The sequence below is a fragment of the Cyanobium sp. L1E-Cus genome, from assembly GCF_024345755.1.
Lineage (GTDB): Bacteria > Cyanobacteriota > Cyanobacteriia > PCC-6307 > Cyanobiaceae > Cyanobium_A > Cyanobium_A usitatum.
Map to the genome: position 1 here is coordinate 105,066 of NZ_JAGQBS010000003.1, position 18,724 is coordinate 123,789.

Below are 18,724 nucleotides of genomic sequence, written 5' to 3' on the forward strand. Positions count from 1 at the left end.
ACGTACAGGCAGTCACCCTCTCCATGCAAAATCTGCCTTAGCGTAATCAAGCATAAATTCTTTTCGCACATCCTTTCCAATGGCCAAGAACACCATTCTGATCATCGGCGATGGCATGGGCTGGGAGATGGCCCGTTCCAGTGCCATCTACAACCAGGTTGAAAAAGAGATCAATACTCTCAAGGCGGCAGGCAAAACTGATCTGGAGATTAAGGCGGTATTTGCCACCCGCACTATTAACGATTACTACACCTCTGGCAAGGGATCAGGCACCCCTTATCAGGATTTCGAGGGTTTCAGCCTAGTTACAACCGGTTCAACTAAAATTGCTGGTAGCACAAACAACAGCGCTCTCCAGGGCACCACTTCTACCCACGACACTGGGGACGCTCCCCTTCGTGATGGCTTTGTCTTTGACCCCAGCACCAATTATGTAAACTGGAATAGTGCTAAGGGGGGTGAAACGCCATGGGATGCAGATTATTACGAAAACAGGGGCAATACAAGTGCAGGCTTCGAAAAAGATTACATCAAGGGCGATTATCCTGATTCTGCCAATACCGCATCGACCCTTTATGGCGGCATCAAGACTTACAATGGTGCCATTTCTGTCGACATTGAAGAGCACGGCTTCGAATCCATCTTGATGGAGGCGCAAGCCGCAGGCAAATCCGGCGGCGTTGTCACCTCGGTGCCAATCAACCATGCAACTCCCGCAGCTGCTGTCGCCAATGTCAATAGCCGCAATAAATATCAAGAATCATCCAATGCCGGCAAGTTCGGCGTGGATGGCCACCCCCTTGAGCTCACAGATAACATTCTTGATGAGATACTGTTTGATTCCAAGCCCCAGATTGTTTTGGGCGGCGGCAACCCGGCAGGCGGCACCTCCTATGTAAGTGTCGCTGCTCTCACTGGTCTGGTCGCTGGCACCTACCAGGCAAGACAGCAGGCAGTCACAGGAAAAGATGCTGCTGGCAAGGACATTGTTACCCAGACCCCCTCTGGCCCTACCATTAAGGAGGAAGGCTGGACAGTGCTCGGTCGTAACGATAATTACACCGGTGACAAGGCAGCCAAAACTAGTCTTCAGCTTCTTGAGGAGGCTGTTACAGCCTTCAATCCAAACACCGATCACCTGATGGGGATCTACGGTGCTAAAGGGCAAGGAGGTAACCTCCCCTGGCGTACTGCCGACAGCGACTACTCAGCCACTGGCACTGGTGCCTACACGACTAATTCCAATTTAGTCGCTACCAATACAGCCTTGACTGGTGAGGCCCTTGTTGCAGAATTGAAAGCCAGCCCCACGGTTGCCCAGCTAACCGGCCAGGCGCTGAAGGCCCTCGGCAAGGATCAGGATGGTTTCTGGCTGATGGTGGAAGTTGGCGACGTCGACTGGGCCGCCCATGCTGACAACATGGACCTGTTGCTCGGCACCCTCCATGACATGGATGATGTCGTTACCACGGCGACTACATGGGTAGCAGCTAATGGGGGCTGGGAGAACAACCAGATAATGGTTACCGCTGATCATGACCACTATCTGACCCTGCTCCCCAACTTCCCCAGGGAGGTTGCCGAGTCAATCCTGGCCAGTACAGCCTCTACGGTTGCCGCACCGAACGAGGCAACTACAGGTGTAAATAAGGGTTACGACACCAGCCTGACCCCCACCCTGACCAACGGCTCAACCCCCGAGTGGTCAGCTGGAGATGCGGAGAAGGTCGGCCACTTCTGGGGCACAGATGCCAAATTGAAGGATGGCAGCACTGGCCTGGGTGATGCTTGGTGGACCCATACCCAACGCCCCGTACCCATTTACTACAAGGGTGCAGATAGTGAGTTGATCGAGGAGTTTGTTGGTACGGGCATCGAGGCCTACGGCACCGTGATTAATGGTATTCCTAACATGATTGACCAAGCCCATGTGGACTTGGCCATGGAGGCGAGCCTCCTGGGTGGTAGCACCCCGGAGCAGCGTCTAATGACTGCCCAAGACTCTGTTGTGAGCCCCACGCTCGCCTTCACCAGCGGCAGCGACGACCTCTTGGTTGCCAATGCGGCACAACAGCTCACCTTCAAAGCGAACACGATCTTTACCGGTGCTGGCGTCGACGAGGTGAACAGCGACCTGAACGACGGCTTCCGCAATACGATCTTCACTGGTTCCGGCGCCGACGTGATCTACGCCGGCAGCCGCGATGTGATCACCGGCGGCAGCGACGACGACGTGATCACTGCCGACGCCGGCAATGGCAACCGCCTCAGCGGAAATGCCGGAAACGACGACTTCATCATCGGCAGCTCCGGTAATCGGGCGCTAGGCGGTTTGGGCGACGACCGGTTCGAGATCCTTGAAACTGCAGGCACCAACTACCTCAATGGTGGCGCTGGCTATGACCAGTTCTGGCTGATTAGGTCTGGAGATGGCCCCACTGCTAAGCAGTTCGTGATGGACTTTACTGCCGGTGAAGACAAAATCGGCCTGCAGGGAGTCGCTTTCAGCGCCCTCAGCTTCACCCAAGTGGGTGGCGACACCCTCCTGAAGATGGGCGCAACTGAGCTAGGCCACTTCACTAACATGAGTGCTTCCGTGCTCAATAACCAATCCAACTTCGCTGGTCTTACAACCCTGCTCTGATTGGGTCTGTCGATTCTGTGGTCCTGATTCGCCCTTAACCAGCGGATCAGGATCACTTTCCAAAGGGATGTCTAAGCCAAGCGGAACGCTTTACATCGTTCCCCTACCCTAGGCATTCCACCATCTTTAGGGCTCGGGCAAAATCTAGGCCCCAGCTAACACCAACCCAAAAGTCACCCAGACCATGCCATCACCAATCGTTGCTTTTAACCATGGCGTGGCTTCGGGTGATCCCTACGCTAATTCAGTTATCCTCTGGACTCGGATCACCCCCCCCCAGAGCTTTAACGAGCCAATTGATGGGACTTGGCAGGCCTCCCTCAGCCCTGGCTTTGAGCCCGGTTCGATCGTCGATAGCGGCACATTCAGCACCAGTGCCAGTCGCGACTGGACGGTGAAGGTGGAGGCCGATGGTCTTACCGCAGACACCACGTATTACTACCGCTTCCGCGTGGGGGATGGGGAGTCGATTGTCGGTCAAACTAAGACCCTGCCTGTTGATAGCGGAGCGGTGCGTCTTGCCGTTTTCTCCTGCGCTAATTTCCCCGCCGCCGATACCTTTGCGGCCTACGGCCGCGCCGCAGCTGTCAACGCCGTCAATCCCTACGACGCGTTGGTGCACCTGGGCGACTACATCTATGAGTACGGCCCCGGAGGTTACGGAGCCGCAGAGGACGCCGCCACGGATCGGGGCTTCTTGCCGAACAAAGAAATCGTCAGCCTCGACGATTACCGTCAGCGTTACGCCCAATACCACACCGATCAAAACCTGCAGGCCCTGCGCGCCGCAGCTCCCCTAATTGCCATCTGGGACGACCACGAAACCGCCAATGACAGCTGGAGTGGTGGTGCAGAAAATCACCAGCCTGGAATAGAAGGTGACTGGATCGCGCGCCGTGATGCTGCCCTCAAGGCCTACCACGAGTGGCTGCCGATCCGCGAACCACTGCTGCGTCAAGGCGTCGACAAGGGCGATGCCACCACACCCCTCACCCAGGGCTACCGCTCCTTCGACTTCGGTGAGGTTCTGTCTCTACATGTGCTCGAAACCCGGCTGACGGGGAGGGATGAGCAGCTGGAATACCCAGATGCGGCAGCCGTGCAGGCTCGCATTGGCGCGATTCTCGCGAACCCCACTGAGTTGATTGCCTACGCCACGAGGCTTGGAGTTACCCCTCCCGTAGGCCAACAGGCGATCGCGGCCTTCGCCCCTTCCCTGGCACCCGTCGTTACCCAGGAGCTGGTAATTGCCGCCGTGCAGAAAGCCTGGGGAGATCCGAACAGGGATCTGATTGGGGATACCCAGCTGGCTTGGTTGCAAAACCAGATGGGCCAATCGAAGGCTGCTTGGCAGGTGCTCGGCCAGCAGGTGCTGATGCAGTCGATGGCGGTGCCTGCAGAGCTACTTTTGAACGCCGGCAATCTCAGCCTGCTTGATAAATATGCAGCACCTCTGCAGAAACTAGCCACCGGCACCGCCTTTGCCGAGCTGTCGGCGGCCGAGCAGGCCCTGTTCGCTGAAGGCGGCAAAATTCCCTACAACCTCGATGCCTGGGACGGCTACGGCGTCGAGCGGGAAACGATCCTGCAGACCGCCCTCGCCCAAGGCAAGCGGCTGATCAGCCTGGCCGGCGATACCCACAACGCCTGGGCTGGCGTGCTCGATACCATGGCCCCTGGCAGCAAGCCAGCTGGCACGGTGGCGGGTGTGGAATTTGCCACCCCAGGTGTGACGTCTCCTGGGCTTGAAAAATACTTTCCCGGTGCCGATGGTTACATCCGTGGCAAGTACCCTTCCGTGGATGGCCTTGATGGCCTATTCCGCGGCTATGTAAGCGGCCTGAACTATTCCGATCTGAACCGCCGTGGGTTCCTAGATCTCACGGTCACGGCAGAAGAGGCCCAGGGAAACTTCCAATTGTTGAATGGCTTTGATGCCAACACAGGCGCATCCCAATGGAGCAGCGAAACAGTTGTCGCGACGCGCGAACTCAACCTCAGCGTGAACCAGCTCATCAGCTGGGAACCAACCTGGCGCGAACTGGATCTCGTCCTCGGCGTTGCCGTGGATGGTGCCGGTACGGTGACAAGGCTCAACCCCGCGTCCTATGCCAGCGTCCCCCGCGAGGGTGTGCAGCTTGCTGATGTCACGATCCAGGGTTCGGACGGCGCTGATCGCATCTTTGCGGGTGTGGGATCGCTTATTGACGCAGCCGGCGGAAGCGACGAGCTGTTCAACACCGACAGTCAGGGTGGCAACCGACTGGTCGGTGGTTTTGGTTATGACTCTTTCTACCTTAATGCTAGCAATGATGTTGTGGTCGGCGGACTGCTGATCAGTGATGCTTCAGGCCCGCGCTCAAGCATCACCTATCCAACAGCTGCAATTATCGACGAGACCCCAGATAAGTTCTACATTCTCTCCGATGCAGTTGCTGGTGACACCAGCAAAGTGTCCATCGTTGATTATGAGATCGGTATCGATCAGGCCTTTATTGATGGCAAGGCGGTTTCAGGCAACTGGCAATTCGCCAAAGAAGAGTTGCTGAAGGCCGGAGTTAGTATCAACGCAGCACCAATCCTCACGGAAGCAGCCACTGGTGCGACGCTCAATCTTGTTCCCGGCGTCAACGCATTGATAGCTCCCTCGGCCACCTACGGGCAGGACCCAGACGGTGATCAATTGAGCCTGGTTGTACTCCGTGGACCGGATTGGATCACTAATGATGGTACCAATATCAGTATCAAGACACCTAAAGGCCTCAAGGCCGAAGATGTAGCTGCGCTCGACCTAGAACTGGGCTTCTATGACGGTAAAGTCATCACCCCATATAGCCCAAAGCTGCTCTTTAAGGAAGCACCTCCGCAATCCGCTAATTCTTCCATTCTGGGGGTGACCACCTCAACGGGCGAAGTCAAAACCTTCGCCCTAAGGCATTATGGAGGCAACTTTAATCCTAAGAAATCTGCTGAACTGATGGACACAGGTGAGAAAGTAAATAAGAAAGACAAAAGCTATGATGACCATGTTTCTACCGCCAAGGTAACTCTCTCTGAAAGAGCCCTAAACTTCGAAGCCGATATTGAAGAGAAGATTTCGGCCTTTAACGTTGGTGTGGATTTGGGCGCTTTTATCAATACACTTCCAGCGGCATCAAAGCGCCTTACCTACTACACCATTGATTCTCAGGGTAAAGTTGCCCCTCTCACCTACAATCCCCTTAAAGGTGGTGGTGCTCGCTTTTACGATCGTAGCGGCGATGGTGTCACTGATTTCGTCAGCCTCAAGCTGATTGATGGAGGCTATGGTGACAAGGATGGAACGGTTAATGGCACGATTGTCGACCCTTCAACTGTTGGCACCGCCGAACTAGATCCTGTGCTTCAGATTGGAGCGCTCAGCATCCTAAAAGCATCGGATCCAACCAACACCAGCGCGGCGGCTAGCTTTTTCTTAAGAGCTACTCTGGAAGTCCTGCCATCCACGGCGAATCAAATCGGCTATTTAGTACTCGAAGAGAGCCAAGTAGCAAGCGCCGATTCCCTGGATTTGGCCACCATCCGCCGTCAATCCCAAATCCTATTTTCCACACTGGAAAATAGTGATGTGATGTTGCCATCTGGCACCACATTCACTAAAGACATTCTTTTGCTTAATAACCAGAGTGTGCGTTTCTTTGAAGTAGTTGATGGCACGCTGGACCAAAGCGATCCGCGACTGAATTTCTTTAGTGGCTCCTTGCGGAATCAAAACTCTTCCCAGTTCACTTCAGCTAGCGGTGTTCGCTTCATCTTGGATCTTCAAACCAGCAATCAGGGTCTCAGTGCCTTGATTGGCCAGGAGCAGGGCACAGCAGCTGTGCTGGATTTCTCATCATTCACTACGGGTGAAACGGTTCGGGGCACCCTTCACATGGCCCGTGAAGCCAGTTACGATTCCATTACCGGCTTCTACCGAACCCTAGATTCGAGTGGCTCTGTGCGTACGGCCAGTGGTGTTGTACTGCGTCCTGAGGATATTGGTTACGCCGCTGCAGCCATACGCACTGAAAATCGTGTAGACAGCCTCTCTGGCTTGAGCATTGGCAACAAACAAACATCCTCAAAAGCCGTCGCACTCAGCGAAACCACCTTCTTGGCGCCCTTTGCCCAGGTGAATGGCAACACTTTCTTTGGTTTTGCCGCTGCCAATACGGATAAGATCAGCCACTTCCGTGTTCTTGGCACAAACATATTTGGCCTAGAAGATATGCTTGGTGGCGGTGATCGTGACTTTGACGATAACGTTCTGGTCTTTAAATTTGACACTATCGCCTAAATCATTAGACCGGCAAACTTATTAATTCGCGACCATTCTTGGCTGGTGCTTGATCACTCCCAGCGCCAGACCAATACAACCCAAACTCCTGCTAAACAGGCTTCAAGCCCCGGCCCTAGAGCCGGGGCTTTTTTGTTTGTGGACGCTCAACCAGTTTGTCGTCAAACACCCGGCCTAGATTTATTCCCTATTCTCGCGCGGATCGCCTGGCCTACACACTGGGCTACACAATTACAAGGTTGCACGGCTGGCGGCCGCCTAAATCAAGCCGGCTTCGGCTAGATCACGCGTCCGGATTACCCAGCGCCCGCTGCGCCGCCTTACCAGCCAGCCAAACGCTGGCGACGGTGGCCAGCAGGCCTCCTATGCGCAGAGCCCAGGTGCCGGCATCGGCCTCGCCGGAGAGCACTTCGCCGAAGCGGGCCACATCGCCGGCCAGGGCGCCCAGGCCACAGAACAGAATCGTGCCGGGCAGGATTCCGATCAACCCAATGGAGTAGTCGCGCAGGCTCACCTCGCTGAGGCCATAGGCGAAATTGAGCAGGGAGAAGGGAAAGGCCGGCGAGAGACGGGTGAGCAGCACCAGCTTCAGCCCCTCCCGGCTCACCGCCTGCTCGATCGCCAGCAGCTTCGGCACAACCGCCAGGCGCCGGCGGGCCCAATTGCGCAACCAGGTGCGACCGAGCAGGAAAGCGGCCTCGGCCCCCAGGCAGGCCCCTACAAACACGATCAAACTGCCCCACCAGGTGCCATACAGGGCGCCAGCCAGCATCGAAGCCCATACCCCTGGCAGCAGCAGGGTCACCCAGAGCGCATAGAGCGGCACGAACGCCAGGGCACCGAGGGGGGAGCGCAGGGCGGGCAGCAGCAGGTCGAGCAGTGCCGATCCATCCATGAACGAACCGTAGCGGTGGGCAGAGCCAGACCGGCGCCCTATAACCGGCCCAGGCCAGGACACATCCAACGATGACCATGCCCAGTCCCACGGGTCGCAAGGGGGGCCGCGGACCCTGGCCGATGGTGGCGGCCCTGCTCGCCCTGGTGCTGCTTGCCGGCCTCGGCAGTCGCCTGTGGCAGCAACGCCAGCAGAAGCAGGTCGAAGCGCGGAAGGCCGTACCGCTGCTGCCCCGCCAGGTGTCCGCCCTGGGCCGGATCGAGCCCCTGGGCGGCATCAGCCAGGTGTCGGTGCCCAGTTCCCTGAGCAATGACCGGGTGCGGGAGATCCTGGTAAAGGAAGGCCAGGAGGTGCGTAAAGGCCAACCTCTGGCGGTGCTCGAAAGCATCGACACCCTGGAGAGCAGTGTGCGCAAATCCGAGGCGGAGATCCGCGTGGCCGAGAGCAAGCTGGCCGCCCAGGACAGCGTCATCGCCCGCTACAAGGCCGACCTGGGCCAGGCCAGTGCCGAGGCACGCCGAGCCGAGCAACTGTTCGCCGCAGGTGCCACCAGCGCCAACCGGGTAGAAAAGCTGCAGGCTGACGAAAGCAGCGCCAAGGCCCAGCTAGCCGAAGCGATCGCCACCAAGGCAACCCTGGTGGAGGATCTGCGTTCCAGCCGGGCCTCCCTGGACAAGGACAAGACCGAACGGGCCAAGGCCACGGTGCTGGCGCCGTTCTCCGGCACCGTCTTCAAGGTGCATGCCCGCCCCGGCGACAAGGTTGGTGAGGATGGCCTGCTGGAAATGGGCGACAGCAGCCGCATGGGCGTGATCGCCGAGGTTTATCAGAGCGATCGGCCGATGATCGCCCTGGGTCAGAAGGCCAGCCTCAGTGCGGATGGTTTCAAGGGCCGCAAGGTGGAGGGCCAGGTGGTGGAGATTGCCCGGGAGGTCAGCCGTCAGACCGTGTTCAGTGGCCAGGCCGGCGAGAACCTGGACCGGCGAGTGCTGGAAGTGAAGATCGGCCTTACCCCGCAGGAGTCGGCCCTCGCCAGCCATCTAAACTACCTGCAGGTAAATGTGCTGTTCGCCCCGCTGACCGCGGCCCAGCAGGCTGACCAGAAGGCGGCCCGGGATCGCGTCCTGAGTGGCGCGCCATGAACCCGTTCGCCGCGCTGCGCCGCACGCCCCTGGCCTGGCGTCAGACCAGCCATCGGCCCATGCGGCTACTGGCCGCGATCGCCGGTGTCAGCTTCGCCAACGTGCTGGTGTTCTTCCAGCTGGGTCTGGCGAGTGGCCTCTACGCCAGCCAGAAGCGGCCGCTGCAACGCCTCAATGGCGAGCTGGTGATGGTGAGCCGCCGCTACACCAACCTGGGCGAACCGCTCAACCTGCCGCGCAGCCGCCTGATGCAGGCCCTGGGGGTGCAGGGGGTGGAAGCGGTGACACCGCTATACATCGGCAAGACCGACTGGCTGAACCGCGACAGTCGCGAGAAAAAGCAGGCCCTGATTTTTGGTCTGGCGCCGGAGAATCCAGCCCTACGCATCCCCGAACTAGAGGCCGATCGCGACAAGTTGCTGCGTCCCGATGGCCTGTTCTTCGACACCCTCTCCAAGAAGGCGGCCGGTCCAGTGGCCCAGGTGGTGACCAAAGACGGCTTTTATGACACCGAACTGCGTGGCAAACGGGCGGTGGTGAATGGCCTGTTCACGATGGGCCTCACCTTCGCCGCCGACATCAACCTGCTGACGTCGGCCAGCAACTTCAAAACCTGGTTCCCCGATCAGAGCAGTGATGACATCCAGCTCGGGGTGATCCAGCTGCAACCGGGCGTGAGCCCGCAGCGGGTGCAGGCCACCCTGGAGAGCTTCCTAGATCCCTCGGTGAAGGTGCTCACCCTCAAGCAACTGGAAGCCATCGAAGTGGACCACTGGCGCAACAACACCTCCTTTGGTCTGATCTTCAACCTGGGGGTGCTGGTGGGCCTGATCGTCGGCGCGATTATCGTCTACCAGATTCTCTATTCCGACGTCAGTGATCACCTGCCGGAATACGCCACGATGAAGGCGATGGGCTACAGCGATCGCTTCGTCGTCGGCATCATCGTGCAGGAATCGGTGCTGCTGGCTGCCCTGGCCTTCGTGCCCAGCCTGGTGCTGGCGATCGGGCTCTATGCCGTGCTGGCCAACTCCACCTCGCTGCTGATCGCCATGACCGCCCAGCGAGCCGTTGCGGTGTTCGCCCTGACCCTGACGATGGCGGCCGGATCGGGCTGGCTGGCCACCGGCAAGCTGCGGCGGCTCGATCCCGCCGACATCTTCTGATGGGGTCGCTGGACGCTGCAGCCGGCTCACCCGATCACACCGGGCGCGAACTGCGGATCGAGGTGCAGCATCTGAACCACTGGTTCGGCGAGGGGGACACCGCCAAGCAGGTGCTCACCGACATCAACCTGACCGTGCATGCCGGCGAGATCGTGATCCTCACCGGCCCCTCCGGCTCGGGCAAGACCACCCTGCTGACCATGCTCGGCGGCCTGCGGGCCGCCCAGAGCGGCAGCCTGCGGGTGCTGGGTGAAGAGCTGCTGGAGGCCGACAACACCACCCTGACCCGGCTGCGGCGCCAGGCCGGCTTCATCTTCCAGGCCCACAATCTGCTGCCCTACCTGACGGCCCTGGAGAACGTGCGCTTCGGCCTGGAGGTCAGCCCCGTCTGGCTGGGGCAAGGCCGGCTGGCGATGGATGACTGCGCCGCCGCCATGCTGGGCCACGTGGGACTGGGGGAACGGGTGAATTACTACCCCGAGAAACTCTCCGGCGGCCAGAAGCAGCGGGTGGCGATCGCCCGAGCCCTGGCCCCCAGCCCCCGATTGCTGCTGGCCGATGAACCCACCGCAGCCCTCGACAAGACCTCCGGTCGCGATGTGGTCGACCTGTTCCGCCAGCTGACCGACAGCCACGGCGCCGCGATCGTGATGGTGACCCACGACAACAAGATCCTCGATATCGCTGACCGAGTGGTGAACCTGGAGGACGGCCGACTGGTGGCGAGCGCCTGAGCCCGAGGCTCAGCCCAAATCCCCCAGCCGCCTGCGGGCCAGGGCCGCCTGGGCTTCGGCTTCGGCCAGGTTTGCCTTGCACTCCAGCACCACCTCAGGCGGGGCCTTATCTGCAAAGTTGGGATTGGCGAGGCGACCCGCCAGGCCCTTGATCTCCCTATCGGCTTTGGCGATGTCCTTCTCCAGGCGGCCGCGCAGGGCGTCCAGATCCACCAGCCCCTCGATCGGCAGCAGCACCTGCAGCTCACCGCTCACGCCGGCCAAGGCCTTGGCGGCCGGAGCAGCTTCGGCCTGCTCGGGGCTGAGCACCGCCACGCTCTCGGCTCGGGTGAGGGCCGTGATGTCGGGGCTGGCCTCCTGCAACAGGGCTGCCAGCTCAGCGCGGCCAGTCACAAACGACACCGGCGCGCCCTGGCTGGGCTTGAGCCCCGCCAAAGCCCGCAGGTTGCGCACCACCCGAATCGCCTCGATCAGCTCGGCAAACTGGGCCTCAAGCTGGTCGTCTAGAGCGACCTGATCAAGCGCCGGCCAACTCTGCAGGGCCAGAAAGCTGCTCTCTGGCTGGCCAGTGAGGCCGTGCCACAGCTCCTCACTCAGGTGCGGCATCAGCGGATGCAGCATCACCAGCAACTCGCCAAGAACCTTGGCCAACACGGCGCGGGCGGTGCGCTGGTCGGCAAGGGCTGCTGGGCTCGGGTTTTCACCTGGATTGAGCCGCCGCTTGATCAGCTCCACATACCAATCGCACACCTCGTTCCAGGCGAACTCATAAAGCCCCTTGGCCGCCTCGCCCAGGCCGTAGTTGCCATAGCGCTCCGCCGTTTCGCGGTTCACCCGCGCCAGCCGCGAAAGGATCCAGCGATCGGCCAGCTGCAGAGCCGCCGGATCCGGCTCGCCCAGCGAAGCGGGCATCTCGCCCCCCAGGTTCATCAGGGCGAAACGGGTGACGTTCCAGAGCTTGTTGGCGAAGTTGCGCGAGGCCTCCACCGTGGCGGAGGTGTCGGATTTGCGGTCGTAATCGAGGCGGATGTCCTGGCCGGCGCCTGCCACCTCACGCACAAGGGCGAAGCGCAGGGCATCGGCGCCATAGCGCTCAATCAGCAGCAGCGGGTCGATGCCGTTGCCAGAGGACTTACTCATCTTGCGGTTCTGTTCATCCCGCACCAGGCCGTGGATGTACACGTCTTTGAAGGGAATCCAAGGGATTCCAGAACCTTCCGCCCCACTCATTAGGGCGCCGGCCATCATCGTCATCCGGGCCACCCAGAAGAAGATGATGTCGAAGCCCGTCACCAGCACGCTGGTGGGATACCAGCGCTCCAGGTCGGCAGCATCGTCATCCGGCCAGCCCAGGGTTGAGAAGGGCCACAGGCCGCTGGAAAACCAGGTGTCGAGGGCGTCGGGGTCCTGCTCCAGCACCACGGGATGGGCGTGGGTGCCGCCGCCAAATTGGGCTTCCGCCTTCGCCATTGCTTCCGACTCATCGCGAGCCACCACATAGGGCGTGTTGTCGGTGATCACACCGCCCGTTTCACTCACCACAAACCAGGCGGGGATGCGATGGCCCCACCAGAGCTGACGGGATATACACCAGTCGCGGATGTCGGTGAGCCAGTCGCGGTACACCTTGCTCCAGCGCTCCGGCACGAAGCGCGGATCAGCGTTCTCGAGGGCCTCCCGGCAGCGGGCCGCCAGGGGCTCGGTTTTGACAAACCACTGGGTGGAGAGCAGGGGCTCCACCGGCACCTTGCCGCGATCGGAGAAGGGCACGCTGTGGCGGTAGTCCTCCACCTTCACAAGGAAAGCTTCCGCCTCCATGGCCGCCACCACCGCTTGGCGAGCCTCGAAGCGATCCAAGCCGGCGAAACGGCCAGCCGCTTCGTTCATCGAGCCGTCCTTGGCCATCACCGTAATTAGCGGCAGGTTGTGGCGCTGGCCGATCGCGAAGTCGTTGGGGTCATGGGCTGGGGTCACCTTGACGCAGCCGGTGCCGAACTCCGCATCCACGTGGTCGTCGGCCACGATCGGGATCTGTCGCCCCACCAGGGGCAGGGTGAGGGTCTGGCCCACCAGATCGGCGTAGCGCGGATCCTTGGGATTCACCGCCACGGCCGTGTCACCCAGCAGGGTTTCCGGCCGGGTGGTGGCCACTTCCAGGAAGCCGGCGCCGCTGGTCAAGGGATAGCGGAAATGCCAGAGATGGCCATCCACCTCCTTCATCTCCACCTCCAGATCGCTCACCGCCGAACCCGAGGCCGGGCACCAATTCACCAGGTATTCACCCCGGTAGATCAGCCCCTGCTCGTGCAGACGGTTGAAGGCCTCGATCACGGCGGCGCTGCAGCCGGCATCGAGGGTGAAGCGCTCGCGCTGCCAATCCACCGAGTAGCCCAGGCGGCGCAGCTGGCCCACAATCGTGCCGCCGCTCTCCGCCTTCCAGCCCCAGGCCTTCTCGAGGAATGCCTCGCGGCCCAGATCTTCCTTGCGCTGGCCCTCGGCCTTGAGCTGCTTCTCCAGGATCGTCTGCACGGCGATCGAGGCGTGGTCGGTGCCCGGCAGGCAGAGCACGTTTTTGCCGCGCAGGCGCTGGAAGCGCACGATCGTGTCGATCAGGGCCGTGTTGAAGGCGTGGCCCATGTGCAGGCTGCCGGTCACGTTCGGCGGCGGAATCACCACAGAAAAGGGCTCACCCGGTGCCGCAGGATCCGGGTGAAAGGCACCGCTGCTCTCCCAGGCGTGCTGCCAGCGGCTTTCCGTGCCCGCCGGGTCGTAGGTCTTGGGCAGGGCCGCTTCAGGGGCTGGGGCAGACAGCTCGGTCACGGCGGTGGCAGCAGGCACTCGAGCCATGGTCGCAAAACGGGCTGAGGCCAGGGATAATTAGGTCGTAGAGCAAGGCAATGCCGCATCCCCGGGCCCCCTCACAGGCGACACGACGGGTGGCATCGCGCTGCGTACCCGTGCTGGCCTCGCTGCTGCTGCTCGGTTGCCGCGCCAGCGATGGGCTGCCCAACGTGATGTACCTCGGGATGGAGGTGAACCCCGACGAGAAGATCGACGCCAACTTGCGCACCGACACCCGGCAGCGACTGGGCCAACTGGAGGCTGGCTACAGGCAGCTTCACCCCAACACCCGCTTTCAAGTCAGCCTTTACCCCGAGAAACAACTGGCCTGGGTGATCCAGCACCGCAACCGGGCCGGGCTGGGGCCCGATCTGCTACTCCTCAACGGGGACACGGCCGTGCGGCTGCTGAAGGCGGGAGTGATCGCGCCCTACCCACAAACCGGGGTAGATCTCAACCAATTCGATCCCCAGGTGCTCAATCGGCTGCGCACCCCCTCCGGAGACCTGGCCGGGTTGCCATTTCTGGTGCAAACCCAGCTGGCCTGCTTCAACCGCCGGCGACTGCCCGCCGCACCAGCCACCCTGGAGCAGCTGCTTGACACGAGTGCCAAGGGGTATCCCGTGGGCCTCACGATGGAGGCCTACAACCTCTTCTGGACAGTCGGCAGCCTTGGTGCGGTCGACGCCATCGATACAGCCGCAGCCGGCAGGCAACCCAGCGGGGCCCAGCAGCAGGCGATCGAGCGTTGGCTCACCTGGCTGCAAAACGCCAACAGCCAACAGCGCGTTACCTTCTACGCCAGCCAGTCCTCAGCGGAAGCGGAATTCCAGGCGGGCCGCCTCGACTGGTTCACCTGCCGCAGCGCGTCCATACCGCGGCTGCGCAAGGCCCTGGGGGATGGGCTCGGTGTTGCGCCCTTGCCTCGCGGCGAGGGGGGTGATCCCAGTCCGATCAACAAGCTGCGGGTGTTTGCCCTCGGCACCAATACCAGCCGCAGCAGCCGCGAGCGGGCCCTGGCCTTCAGCCGCTTCAGCGTGAACCCCCTGAGCCAGAGGAGTCTCACCCTGGGCTCCGAGGTGGTGCTGCCCGCCAACCGCTTCGTGGGGGTGCCGGTGAGCAGCTCGGAAGTGCTCAGCGCCATGGTGACCTCGGCCCAGCAGGGCAACCAAACCAACACCCTGGCGGAGCTGATGCAAAGCAACGATCCCCGGATGGCCGAGATCCAGACCCTGCTCACCACGTTGGTGTTTGGAGAGATGCAGCCCACCACGGCCGGCCAGAGCCTGGTGGCGATCCTGCGGAACCGGCCATGAGAGAGCTGTTGCTGGAGGTGCTGGGCTGGCTGGGCTATCTGGAGCGGCCCACCGTTCTGCTGCAACTGGGTGTGGCGATCGGGCTGATGGTGTTGCGGCTGTTTGCGGCGCGCCGAAACTGGCTTCCGCGACTGCGGACTCAGCGATACACCCCCCTGGCGCTTGTGGTGCTGGCGGCCAGCTGCCTGCTGCTGGCCCTCCTGGGGCTGCCCTACGGACTCAGCGGCCAGCTGGGAGTGCTCTGGCTGGGCTGGTACGGCCTCAACCAGCTGCAGCCGCTGCTGCAACGTTGCCTCGGCGCGAAAACGGCGCAGCAACTCGACAGCCGCCTGCTGCGACCTGGCTATCTGCTGCTGGCGGCCCTGTCGCTGATCACCACCGTCGACAGCATCAGTGATCTGGCCGTGGCCCCCCTGGGCAGCATGCTGGGTGTGCCCGTCGATGCGGGCAAGCTATTCAATGCCGCCCTGATCACCTACCTGGTGCTGGTGGGCTCGGGGCCACCGGCAGCGGGCGTGGCCTGGCTGGTGCAACGGGCCCTGGCATCCAGCGATGGCAGCCGCAAAGCCTTGGAGTTGATGCTGCGCTACACCGTGGTGGGCTTGGGCCTGGTGGCCGTGGGGGTGCACCTGGGCATCAACACCACCGCCCTGATCGCCGTGGCAGGTGGCCTGTCGGTGGGCCTGGGTTTCGGCATCAAGGAGGTGTTCTCCAACTTCATCAGCGGCATCTGGCTGCTGTTTGAGGGCTCCGTGCGGCCCGGCGAGGTGCTGATGCTCGATGGCGATCCCTGCGAGGTGCGCAGGCTGGGCCTGCGGGCCACGCTGCTGTGGCGCGACCGCGACAACGCCGAACTGCTGATCCCCAACCAGACCTTCTTCACGGAGGCAGCCACCACCTACACCGCCAGCGACCGCATGCGCCGCAGCCAGGTGAACGTTGGAGCGGCCTACCACCACGATCCAGTTGAGGTGATCGCCCTGCTGGAAGCCACGGCGCTGCTAGTGCCGCGGGTGCTGCCAAGCCCGGCCCCAAAGGGCTTGCTGCTCAGCTACGGCGATTCCGCCATCAACTACGCCCTGCGCTTCTGGATCGCCAACCCGATGGACAACGTGACCATCTGCAGCGAGGTGAACCAGGCCATCTGGAGGGCCTTCCGCGCGCACAACATCGAGATCCCCTTTCCCCAGCAGGTGGAGTATTCGATGGTGTGGCCGCCGGAACAGCACAAACCCAACCTCGAACGCCACTAGCTATGAGCCAAGCGGCTCAGGTAGCCCTCCCGGCTGCCTGCATTGATCCAGCCGGTAGCGATCGTTTTGGTGTGCTCCTCGCTCACCCTGCCTCGGTGGATGTGGGAGGGGCCAGCCGGAAAGATCACGAGCTTGCCCCGCTCAGCTGGCTCGTGGTGATCCTGCCAATGAAACTCGGTGCCTCCGTTGGGCACGTCGTTGCAATAAAGGATCCAGGCCAGCACCCTGTGCACCGGTTCAGTGGCTTCGTCACTGATTGTCCAGTCGCAATGCCAGCGCTTGAAACCCTCACCAGGGGCGTAGCGCTGCAGGTTGAAGATTGGATTCACAAACAGCTCCTGCTCCGGGCAGCACTGGCGAAAGAGGCCGCGCTCCTGCAGGTAGCGATCCAGCCCAGCCGTTACGCCGCGCAGGATCACCTCCGCTAGGGCGAAGGCCTCAGGATCGGAGCGGTCGATGGCTACCAGGCTGATATCGGTGGAAATTTTGGCAGGCTCAGTTTTGCCGCCAGGGCCAAAGGCCACCCCGGGCCGCCGCAGGTCAACGCGCCGCTCATAAAAGGCCATCACCCCATCGGCGAGGGCCTCGAAGCCGGCATTGCGATAGGTAGCTAGCAGGTTCATCGGGAGAGCTCCTGCCAGGGAAGGGCCAGGGCCGCCTCCAACTGCTGCCAGCGCTGCGGCTCCGCCGCGACCCTTGCCAGCAGACCCAGCCGCTCCAGAGCCGCCACCACTCGCCCATGATCCAGGGGGCCAGCAGGCCCTAGGGGCAGCACCAACACCTGGGGCTCGGCGGGATCGGCAAGCACCCGCAGCTCCAAATCCTCCAGCTCGCGCTCAAAGAAAATTCGCCGCATGCGGCCGGTGAGCCCTGGCCCCAGCGCCTCGGCATAGGCCTCCAGCGAGTCACGATCTCCGCTGCAACCGCAATTGAGCGCCAACCAGATCAGCAGCTTGGCCCAGCTATCAGCAGTCCAGAGCGGCTGAAAGCTCTCACGGTGCTGCCGCACCAACTCGCCAATGGCGAAATCAAACAGGGTTGCCTGCAGGTTGATGGCATTCATGCCTGCCATCCTGCCCAGCTGCCGGCAGACTGCACGGGCATGCAACTGCCCCACCCATGGCCCTCGACTTCAACGACCCCGATTTGGAGTTCAGCGATCTCGTGTACGCCTACCAGAGCTGGGTAATGGCGGTGATCAACGACGAAAAGCTCGGCGGCGAAGAAACCCTGCTCACCGACGAGATCGCTGACGACGCCCTCAACGCCATGCGCTTTCTGCCCGGCGAAGTGACCAGCGCCATCGAAACCAGCCTCGCCCGTGTCTACGACGTAGATGCCGACGAACTCGCCAGCCTGCTGTTCCCAGAAGGCTGACGCCCCCACCCAGAAATGCGCGATGCCGGGTTCGAACCAGCGACATCCTGCTTGTAAGGCAGGCGCTCTACCGCTGAGCTAATCGCGCGCTGTAGGCAAAATACACCCCATGGCTCAGGCCCCACTTCAACGCAAGCTGCGCTGGCAACTGGAGGCCCTCGGGGTGCGGCTGCTGCTGCTGGCGCTGCGGGGGCGCTCCCACCGCAGCATGGGCCGCGGCATTGCCCAAGCCCACCGTCTAGCCAGGCCCTGGCTGCGGCGGCGCCACACCACGGCGATCGCCAACCTGACGCGGGTGTATGGCGAGCAGCTAAGCCAGGGCCAGCGCGAGGCCATCGCCGAGCAGTCGATCAACAGCTTTTTTCTCTCCTGCCTCGAATCGATCATCCAACCGGTTGACGCCTCCTTAATCAGCGCCGAGGGGGAGGGGCTCGACGAACTGTTGCGGCTGCATCGCCAGGGCCAGGGGGTGATCGTGGGATCGCTGCACCTGGGTTGCTGGGATCTGGGGCTGCGCTGGCTGAGCGAACGGCTGGATACCCCATCTGTCGTGTACCGCCCCGCCCGCAACCCCTACAGCGACGAGCTGCTCAACCGGGCCCGCCAGGCCAACAGCTACTGCAACTGGATTCCCCAGGCCGATGCCAGGTCAATGTTGCGCTGTCTGCACAGCGGCGGCAGCCTCGTGGTGATGACCGACCTTTACAGCCGCAACAGCGAAGTGCAGGTCGACTTCCTCGGCCTGAGCACCAACTTCGTCAAAGGGCCTGCGGCCCTTTCGCAGAAATCGGGTTGCCCCCTGTTTCCCGTGGCCCAGGTGCGGGAAGCCAACGGCCGCTTTCGGCTGATCTTTGGCGCACCGCTATGGCCCGGCCAGGGTGCCGCTGCCCTGAGCGACCAGCTTGCCGCCGTAGCCCGCTGGCACGAACCCCTGATTCAGGCCTATCCGGAGCAGTACTACTGGATCAACCGGCGCTGGCGAACGGGCGATGGCAGCGGTGAGCGGCTGCGGCCCATCGGCCCACCCGGGCGCTGATC

13 protein-coding genes and 1 tRNA gene are annotated in these 18,724 nt (G+C 61.8%); 9 read left to right on the top strand and 5 right to left on the bottom strand.

Annotated features, from left to right (window positions below; translation table 11 throughout):
- Positions 1 to 79 precede the first annotated feature (79 nt).
- Together KBZ22_RS03385 and KBZ22_RS03390 are read left to right on the top strand one after the other, a co-directional pair.
- Positions 80 to 2,644: an alkaline phosphatase gene (locus tag KBZ22_RS03385; RefSeq protein ID WP_255021039.1), complete on the top strand. Its 2,565-nt coding sequence runs from the start codon at positions 80 to 82 to the stop codon at positions 2,642 to 2,644.
- 184 nt (positions 2,645 to 2,828) lie between these two features.
- Entirely contained in the window at positions 2,829 to 6,962 is a 4,134-nt protein-coding gene (locus KBZ22_RS03390) for an alkaline phosphatase D family protein (RefSeq protein WP_255021040.1), read from the top strand.
- Positions 6,963 to 7,245: 283 nt separating this feature from the next.
- On the opposite strand, the gene KBZ22_RS03395 is transcribed toward KBZ22_RS03390, so the two are convergent.
- Positions 7,246 to 7,857, bottom strand: a complete 612-nt coding sequence (locus KBZ22_RS03395) for a TVP38/TMEM64 family protein (protein ID WP_255021041.1) — start codon at positions 7,855 to 7,857, stop codon at positions 7,246 to 7,248.
- Between the two features lie 77 nt (positions 7,858 to 7,934).
- Between KBZ22_RS03395 and KBZ22_RS03400 the strand changes: the two genes are divergently transcribed.
- Genes KBZ22_RS03400 through KBZ22_RS03410 form a run of 3 tightly spaced genes read left to right on the top strand, consistent with a single transcriptional unit; the run spans position 7,935 to position 10,899 of the window.
- On the top strand, positions 7,935 to 8,999 hold the full coding sequence (locus KBZ22_RS03400; RefSeq protein WP_255021042.1) for an efflux RND transporter periplasmic adaptor subunit: 1,065 nt from the start codon (positions 7,935 to 7,937) through the stop codon (positions 8,997 to 8,999).
- Positions 8,996 to 10,165, top strand: a complete 1,170-nt coding sequence (gene devC / locus KBZ22_RS03405; protein ID WP_255021043.1) for an ABC transporter permease DevC — start codon at positions 8,996 to 8,998, stop codon at positions 10,163 to 10,165. Before KBZ22_RS03400 ends, devC begins: the two co-directional genes overlap by 4 nt.
- The gene (locus tag KBZ22_RS03410; RefSeq protein ID WP_255021044.1) at positions 10,165 to 10,899 is read left to right on the top strand and encodes an ATP-binding cassette domain-containing protein; all 735 of its coding nucleotides are present in this window, start codon (positions 10,165 to 10,167) and stop codon (positions 10,897 to 10,899) included. The genes devC and KBZ22_RS03410 overlap by 1 nt, the downstream gene beginning before the upstream one ends.
- Positions 10,900 to 10,908: 9 nt before the next feature.
- Here the strand turns inward: KBZ22_RS03410 and KBZ22_RS03415 are convergent, their stop codons facing one another.
- Entirely contained in the window at positions 10,909 to 13,746 is a 2,838-nt protein-coding gene (locus KBZ22_RS03415; protein ID WP_255021045.1) for a valine--tRNA ligase, read from the bottom strand.
- Between the two features lie 89 nt (positions 13,747 to 13,835).
- Here KBZ22_RS03415 and KBZ22_RS03420 point away from each other — a divergent pair, with 89 nt between their 5' ends.
- Entirely contained in the window at positions 13,836 to 15,056 is a 1,221-nt protein-coding gene (locus KBZ22_RS03420) for an extracellular solute-binding protein (RefSeq protein WP_255021046.1), read from the top strand.
- On the top strand, positions 15,053 to 16,309 hold the full coding sequence (locus tag KBZ22_RS03425) for a mechanosensitive ion channel family protein (protein ID WP_255021047.1): 1,257 nt from the start codon (positions 15,053 to 15,055) through the stop codon (positions 16,307 to 16,309). The genes KBZ22_RS03420 and KBZ22_RS03425 overlap by 4 nt, the downstream gene beginning before the upstream one ends.
- Here the strand turns inward: KBZ22_RS03425 and KBZ22_RS03430 are convergent.
- Both KBZ22_RS03430 and KBZ22_RS03435 read right to left on the bottom strand, forming a co-directional pair.
- Positions 16,306 to 16,932 carry a 2OG-Fe(II) oxygenase gene (locus KBZ22_RS03430; RefSeq protein ID WP_255021048.1) on the bottom strand — a complete coding sequence of 209 codons (627 nt, stop codon included), beginning with the start codon at positions 16,930 to 16,932 and terminating at the stop codon, positions 16,306 to 16,308. The two genes, KBZ22_RS03425 and KBZ22_RS03430, sit on opposite strands and share 4 nt — an antisense overlap.
- On the bottom strand, positions 16,929 to 17,381 hold the full coding sequence (locus tag KBZ22_RS03435) for a protein phosphatase (protein WP_254997761.1): 453 nt from the start codon (positions 17,379 to 17,381) through the stop codon (positions 16,929 to 16,931). Before KBZ22_RS03435 ends, KBZ22_RS03430 begins: the two co-directional genes overlap by 4 nt.
- 47 nt (positions 17,382 to 17,428) lie before the next feature.
- Here KBZ22_RS03435 and KBZ22_RS03440 point away from each other — a divergent pair, with 47 nt between their 5' ends.
- Positions 17,429 to 17,686 carry a hypothetical protein gene (locus KBZ22_RS03440; protein ID WP_106502661.1) on the top strand — a complete coding sequence of 86 codons (258 nt, stop codon included), beginning with the start codon at positions 17,429 to 17,431 and terminating at the stop codon, positions 17,684 to 17,686.
- 16 nt (positions 17,687 to 17,702) lie between these two features.
- On the opposite strand, the gene KBZ22_RS03445 is transcribed toward KBZ22_RS03440, so the two are convergent.
- Positions 17,703 to 17,774, bottom strand: a tRNA-Val gene (locus KBZ22_RS03445).
- 21 nt (positions 17,775 to 17,795) lie between these two features.
- Between KBZ22_RS03445 and KBZ22_RS03450 the strand changes: the two genes are divergently transcribed.
- Positions 17,796 to 18,722: a lysophospholipid acyltransferase family protein gene (locus tag KBZ22_RS03450; protein ID WP_255021049.1), complete on the top strand. Its 927-nt coding sequence runs from the start codon at positions 17,796 to 17,798 to the stop codon at positions 18,720 to 18,722.
- Positions 18,723 to 18,724 lie beyond the last annotated feature (2 nt).

Bases quoted from the DNA above. Each gene is read 5' to 3' on its own strand.
- devC (WP_255021043.1), top strand. From the start codon at position 8,996: ATGAACCCGTTCGCCGCGCTGCGCCGCACGCCCCTGGCCTGGCGTCAG.
- KBZ22_RS03440 (WP_106502661.1), top strand. From the start codon at position 17,429: ATGGCCCTCGACTTCAACGACCCCGATTTGGAGTTCAGCGATCTCGTG.
- KBZ22_RS03385 (WP_255021039.1), top strand. From the start codon at position 80: ATGGCCAAGAACACCATTCTGATCATCGGCGATGGCATGGGCTGGGAG.
- KBZ22_RS03410 (WP_255021044.1), top strand. From the start codon at position 10,165: ATGGGGTCGCTGGACGCTGCAGCCGGCTCACCCGATCACACCGGGCGC.
- KBZ22_RS03390 (WP_255021040.1), top strand. From the start codon at position 2,829: ATGCCATCACCAATCGTTGCTTTTAACCATGGCGTGGCTTCGGGTGAT.
- KBZ22_RS03435 (WP_254997761.1), bottom strand. From the start codon at position 17,381: ATGGCAGGCATGAATGCCATCAACCTGCAGGCAACCCTGTTTGATTTC.
- KBZ22_RS03425 (WP_255021047.1), top strand. From the start codon at position 15,053: ATGAGAGAGCTGTTGCTGGAGGTGCTGGGCTGGCTGGGCTATCTGGAG.
- KBZ22_RS03400 (WP_255021042.1), top strand. From the start codon at position 7,935: ATGCCCAGTCCCACGGGTCGCAAGGGGGGCCGCGGACCCTGGCCGATG.
- KBZ22_RS03415 (WP_255021045.1), bottom strand. From the start codon at position 13,746: ATGGCTCGAGTGCCTGCTGCCACCGCCGTGACCGAGCTGTCTGCCCCA.
- KBZ22_RS03430 (WP_255021048.1), bottom strand. From the start codon at position 16,932: ATGAACCTGCTAGCTACCTATCGCAATGCCGGCTTCGAGGCCCTCGCC.
- KBZ22_RS03395 (WP_255021041.1), bottom strand. From the start codon at position 7,857: ATGGATGGATCGGCACTGCTCGACCTGCTGCTGCCCGCCCTGCGCTCC.
- KBZ22_RS03450 (WP_255021049.1), top strand. From the start codon at position 17,796: ATGGCTCAGGCCCCACTTCAACGCAAGCTGCGCTGGCAACTGGAGGCC.